The 6,286-nt window shown below is 41.3% G+C and carries 6 protein-coding genes; all 6 read right to left on the reverse strand.

Annotated elements, in window-relative coordinates; translation table 11 throughout:
* Positions 1 to 25 precede the first annotated feature (25 nt).
* Positions 26 to 580, reverse strand: a complete 555-nt coding sequence (locus AB4512_RS20195; protein WP_372175463.1) for a nucleotidyltransferase family protein — start codon at positions 578 to 580, stop codon at positions 26 to 28.
* Positions 580 to 867, reverse strand: coding sequence for a putative quinol monooxygenase (locus tag AB4512_RS20200; protein ID WP_017060584.1), 288 nt, complete (start codon positions 865 to 867; stop codon positions 580 to 582). The genes AB4512_RS20195 and AB4512_RS20200 overlap by 1 nt, the downstream gene beginning before the upstream one ends.
* Positions 868 to 1,795: 928 nt before the next feature.
* On the reverse strand, positions 1,796 to 2,653 hold the full coding sequence (locus AB4512_RS20205) for a hypothetical protein (protein WP_372175465.1): 858 nt from the start codon (positions 2,651 to 2,653) through the stop codon (positions 1,796 to 1,798).
* Positions 2,653 to 3,507, reverse strand: coding sequence for an ABC transporter ATP-binding protein (locus tag AB4512_RS20210; RefSeq protein WP_017072200.1), 855 nt, complete (start codon positions 3,505 to 3,507; stop codon positions 2,653 to 2,655). The genes AB4512_RS20205 and AB4512_RS20210 overlap by 1 nt, the downstream gene beginning before the upstream one ends.
* The gene (locus tag AB4512_RS20215; RefSeq protein WP_017079597.1) at positions 3,504 to 3,875 is read right to left on the reverse strand and encodes a GntR family transcriptional regulator; all 372 of its coding nucleotides are present in this window, start codon (positions 3,873 to 3,875) and stop codon (positions 3,504 to 3,506) included. Before AB4512_RS20215 ends, AB4512_RS20210 begins: the two co-directional genes overlap by 4 nt.
* Before the next feature lie 222 nt (positions 3,876 to 4,097).
* The gene (locus tag AB4512_RS20220) at positions 4,098 to 5,831 is read right to left on the reverse strand and encodes an EAL domain-containing protein (protein WP_372175467.1); all 1,734 of its coding nucleotides are present in this window, start codon (positions 5,829 to 5,831) and stop codon (positions 4,098 to 4,100) included.
* Positions 5,832 to 6,286 lie beyond the last annotated feature (455 nt).

Consider the following 6,286-nt stretch of genomic DNA (forward strand, 5'->3'; position numbering starts at 1 on the left):
TTTAGCATTTGAACTCTACCGCTAGTTAACTGTGACTAATCGTTAACCTAGGCCACTGGGTTAGCCAACCTTTGGATTGCACTCTTTGATCAAAGATATCTCGGTTACGCTTTGAATTGGGTGTGATTTGCAAATCAAACAAACTCTCTAAACCAAAAGATGAAATACACTCGACGTCTCCATTGAGGCTTTGCTTTACGGCGACGGCGGTTTCTTTCTCTGGCCAGTAACTCATCGCATCCAATGAGCCTTGGTAAGGTTCATCCCCATTTCTGGTGTGCATGCAGGCTTGATTGCGAACTTGCCAATTCAGTTCGGGTAACCGCTGTTTAAGCAGAGCCTCGTATCTAAGGTCCGATTCGTAGGAGGTATCAATGGGATCAAAGTAGATCACATCAATATCATTGAATGGAGTCGGGGAGGCATAACCATGCTGGTGATCCCAAACGAGGTTTCTCACAAAGCCCGCAGCGACATAACACTGCGGCAAATCCAACTGAGCGACACAGTCTAAAACCTTCATTCGTAAGGGATCTTGTTTGATCAACGTGACGATGCGTTTGGCTAGCGGATGTATCATTATGATGTCGGAACATCAGTGACTTGGTAATGACGTGTCACGTTCTGGGAGATTTCACCCCATTCAGAGGCTTTTACTCGCTGTTGGTGCATTTCGAATGCTTCTCGGCTAGTGAATTCTTCATACACTTCAAAGCGATTAGGTTGAAGCGTGCTTTGACTGACTCGAAACACAATACAACCAGGTTCTTCTAGTGTCAGTTCTTTGTGCACAACCAAGGCATGTGTCACTGCTTCTAGGTCGTTGTCTGGCACTAGAATATGCCCTTGCAGAATTACTTTACTCATAATTACGTCCATTTAATTACGTCTATTTAATTTGGTCCATTACGGCTTTTTTCTATCAAAAGCTCTATCCGTTACAAACATAATCCCATTTTGATGTTGTAACGTATAGGCTAATGTGGCGATTATTAGTTCACATTGAATGTATTTTTTAGTTACACCGTAACTTTAAAGGTGATGTAATCAACAAATGATAAGACACTGGAACTAAATCAGCGTTGGTCCGGTCTATTAAATTAGTATCATTGAACTGTATTGATACTGAAATGAATTTGTCATCTGAGAGAACTAACCTTAACTTTGAACAGCGGCTCATAGGATTGAATTGAGCTATAGTTGATATCTAGGTCATACTTTGATGTAAATGGTACTAAAAACTCTATATATTTTGTGATTTGTATCATTGAACTGGGCATCAAACACCGTTAGATTCGAATGGTTGGCAATAAAAATAGCTCATGAAGAGCAGTTAAAGAAAAGGAAATATCCCTTATGAAAAAAATGAGAAGAGCACAGCTTCATCGCGTTCGTATCCAATACTGGAAAGACACGTCAAAAGAAGCATCAAAGAAATAAGCTTTAATCGTAGAGCTTTAAAAGCTGAAAAGCTTAATCAAATGTAAAACGCAACAAACTGATTTCATTAGCACTCTCAAGGACCTTCATCTGGTCGGCGACTAACGAAATCATCCCCAAAGAGCTGGCAGGCATTAACAACAATGCAATTCAATGTCAGCTCATTAATACCTCCTCTAAGTTTATCTTCGTTTGTTAAACCTGTTACCCCAAACTAAAGCTTGTTCCTTGTTATCGCATCCCTGTACTCGTTAACGTCTTGATAATAAAAAAGCTCCCGATTTCTCAGAAGCTTTGATTTAGATTTTGATATCTGATGTGACTGCCCGATAAAGGCTCGTGCTTAGGATAGACTCTAACGTTGGAACAGCGTCTTTAAGCTCACATCGTCCGTTCTATTTAGCTTTAGGCTCAGTAGATAGCCACCAACACCGATCAGTGCGTAAATACCTAAAGATAAAATCGGCGCTTCTGCAATCGCACTTAATGGGTTGCTTGCTATGAGTACATTCATTGGTAATGACGCGATGAGAGATAGGAAGTCATTGATGCCATAGAACCCAAACACTGCGACAGAGAGGAACTTAATCGCATAGCTTGAGATGAAAATGACAAGCAATGGAGAGTTTACCAGCTGCGAAATCGCTAGAGTGACGGTTGCCAGTGGCAATAAAACCAGTGCAACTAACATCATTCGTCCAAAAAACACGACCCAGTTGCTCAGCACATAAAACAGAGATTGTTGTTCAACCAATAGCGCCAGTTGTTGTTCACTTGAGACGTTCAATATCCAGAATAGAAAATCTGCGAACAGTACTAACAATGCACAGATAGCCGGAATCACCACTAAACCGAAGCCGAGTTTCACACCGTGAGTCATTGCGTTAGATACCGGCATACTTCTCCAAAACATCGAACTGCCTTCTTGGCGCTCTTTACGCAGCGTTTTAGGGATGTAAAGCGTTGATAGGATCAGTGAAATAAGGCCCGCGCCAAAGTAGATCACTGAGTTGAGGTCTTGTGCGAACTCTCTGTGGATGTCGCTCACGTCACCGTTCACTTGCATTTCGAAGAAAAAATCATGCTGCGCTGCGCCATTGAAGAACAGACTAACGAACAGTAAGAAACCACATAACGCGACAAACAGAGGCAATCGAGTGTTAATTTTGTGCTCGATGAGTTCTTTTTCTAGCATGTAAAAACTTGGATGCATTATGCCTTCTCCGTCTGTGTTGCAAGGAATAGATCTGCGAGACCAACGTTATAGATGTTACCCAGTGATTCAACCTGCGCTTTGTATTGACCTTCCAATAACCACTTAGTGGTGCCCAGGCCTGATTGCGAGGTCAGTGGGTTGAGTTTCTGAATCTCGCTTGAATGGTTGTTTGCGACTTCAATAATGAAATAGTCGCTCTCGATGTCTTCCATGCTTTTTTGCAGTACACAATGACCTTGCTTCAAAATCAGTACATCCGTTAAGAGGTGTTCAATTTCTGAAACCTCATGGCTTGCAATGATCATGGCGCGTTCACCGTCGTGGAACCATTCTAGTAGGTGGCGATAAAAAGTATCGCGGTACAGCAAATCTAAGCCCAGTGTCGGCTCATCTAAGATCAACACTTGAGTGTCAGTCGCGATGATGATCGCAAGGTGAAGTTGTACTTTCATCCCTTTAGAAAGCTGCTTGATAGTAGAAGACAACTTAATGTTGGTGCTGCTTAATGTCTGTTCTGCTTTTTGCTTGTTGAAGCTAGGGTGCACACCTTGTGTGTATCGAAGCAGTTGTTTAACCGTCATCCACTCTGGTAACACGTTAACATCTGAGATGTACGACAAGTGCTGCATGAGCTCTGCGTGCTGGTGGATAGGGTGGTAGCCGTTTACTTCAATCTCACCTTGATAGTTGTGTCCACCAAGCAGTGATTTGATCAGAGTCGATTTACCTGCGCCATTGTGGCCCAGCAGACCAAGTACTTGCCCTGGCTTTAACTCAAAGCTGATGTTTTCGACACCCACTTGATTTGAATAGGTTTTGGTTACGTTTTTCACGGAAAGTAAAGTACTCATGACTTGTCCTTTATATGTTGTGCTAGCTGTTTCACGAGTTCTTCGACACTCATATCAATGATGCCTAGCGTCTCAGCGATGGCTGGGATCTGTGTGTTGATGAATGATTGGTGTGCAGACTCTTTCAATTTTTGAAGTGCCCCTTCGGCCACATACATGCCTTGGCCGCGTTTTTTCTCTACCAAGTCTTCATCCACCAGTAACTGATAGCTTTTCATGACAGTAAGGTGGTTGATCTTGAGATCGGCAGCAACCGCACGCACAGAGGGTAATGCTTGTTGCTCTAACCAAACACCTTGAAGAATTTGGTCACTGATCTTTGAGGCAAGCTGCCTAAAAATCGGTTGGTCGTCTTTCCATTCGGTCATAATTAAAACTGCATGGTGATATACATGTGTATAACACTAACCTTTTTATTCGAATTGGCAAGGGTTTTATGAAAATGGATCGGATATTTTTATAGTTGGATAAAGCATGTTTGGCGGGGAGGGTACTTGAAGCCCACATCCTTGTGGGCTTCAAGCAGCTGTATGAGCGATGATTATTTGAATAGGGAATGGTTGCTGATCAAGATTTCTATTAGGCTGGGCCTATTGCTCCTTTGAGTCATTAGGCCGGCTATATAGGTAACCTTGATGTAAGTTGTAGCCTAACTGACACAAGATATATTGCTGCCTACGCGTCTCGACACCTTCATAAATCATTGTGATATTTGATAGGCGTCCAATCTCCGAGATATTGAGCAATACACCCTGATGATGCTCTCCTGACTCGATATCCTTAACAAAGCAACGATCCAGTTTTAGATAGGCCGGAGAGATAACATTGATGATTTCGATGTTGTTATTGCCCGTACCAAAGTCATCCAGAGCGATAGTGATACCAAGCTTTTTGATATCCTTAATGTTATCGATAACCTCACACCCATAGCCAATGTTCGAATATTCAGTAATCTCTACGACAAACTCATTCGCTTCCATCGCGGCTAAATGCTCTCTGAGCCTTGCGAAGTTCGACCCTACCAAAGCACTCGGACACACGTTGACACCATAGATCTCATGGCTGTTGTTTAACTTCGCTTTTCTGACTGTCTCGATGAGTAAAATAGTATGAAAGGTGAGTAAATTGGTGCGTCTCATGGTGTTGATGAAGCTTAAAACGCCAACGTTACGCACACGAGATAACAACTCGTAGTAGAGAACGCAGTTGTCTTCGGTGTTGATGATCGGCTCTTCTTCAAAGGAGATGTGTTTCCAACGAAACAGGTAGATCACGAAACCCAGAATATAGGAGCGATAAAGCAGGGTGGCGAGTATCAGAGAAAGCGCAATCCATAGTGCAACAATGTCGTCACTGTAGAAGGTGATGGTTGCACCCGTTGGTAGGGAGGTTTGATAGATAGATTTACTCTCTTCGCCAAGGTTTAAGATGTGGTAACCATTCTTCTGGATGGAAATCGAATCGACTAATAGAGGCAATAGTGAGTTCTTGTATCGAGCTTCGATAGATCGTTTAGATATTCGAGCAACCATCTCAATGTCGTGCTCGGTATCCATGAAGCGTGAATAGGCAAAGTCAGCACTATCGTAGAAGTCGTCTAATTGATTGAGCTCTATCATCTTAGAACGTGTTTTAGAGATATAGCAGGAGTCATAAGGTGTGGTCATGACGACAGAATCAAGGTTGAGCGAGTGCACAGCCCCGTGGCTATCGCAACCGTAGTCCATGACTTCTGCGGCAATGTGTTTGGTGTTCTCACTGTATTCATTCGCAATCTTCGTCGTATAAAGGATTTGGGAAAAGTAGACAACGAATAGGAAAAAGGAAGAGATGGTGAACACGGCTATCAGAGCCTTAATCAGCTCTCGATGATAGGTGTTGAACATCAGTTTCAACATCTCGAACTGGCTGGGCTTGAACTGGTTGATGTCGTACTTAGGTGCGATACGGTTGGTTGAGCTTTTATCGAGATCGATAAAGTAACCTACCTTATAAAGGTTAGAGATAAGTTCGCTATTATTATCTACCTTCGCTTTCTTACATAAGCTTCGATATTTCTTTCTTATAGAAGCAATAATATTTTTTAACGTGTATAAGCTAAACTCTTCGTCAAAGTGTAATTTAAAAGATTCTTCAACATCTCGTGCAGATTGAGGGTTTGATATTGACGAGTGTTCAATAAGGTATTTGAAAACAAAACTCTCTTTACTATTAAGAGTTTCCTCTGATATCTTATTACTGTCTCTTTTTATGTATATTTTTTCTTCATTGTAGATTAGTTGCAAGCTCTCATTATTGTTATTTATATTGAAAGAACAGTGCATAGCTTAACTCCTAAGCGATAGTTATTATATTTGTGTGATGGATATGTGATGGCTGGGATTTTCATTCAACACAAGAGTTCGATCTAAATAATATAACCAAAATGTCACCATTTTATCTCAAGATGTTGATACTAATCGCAGAATTTGGGCTTTAATGAAAGGTTATGGAGATGTTCACCCAAAAGTTGAATTTACAAATGAAAGCCAATGATTTACAAGGGGTAAGGGGGATTTATCCATTTGTTTTGGTATTTATCCATTTCACAGCTTCTACGCGGTAGGTTTAGCGACTGGATTTAGAGGTTTCTAATGTAGCTTCTGATGGTATTCATTCGGTTTATCGATGTGTGAGATTTATCAGAATTTTTCATGATAAAATTAAATTATGTCATTTTATGTGATATTAATATAATTTATGTGGCGTATTGTTTTGGTGATTTAATTAAAGTAATCAA

It is taken from the genome of Vibrio sp. 10N.222.52.B7 (assembly GCF_041474275.1).
Classification (GTDB): domain Bacteria; phylum Pseudomonadota; class Gammaproteobacteria; order Enterobacterales; family Vibrionaceae; genus Vibrio; species Vibrio crassostreae_C.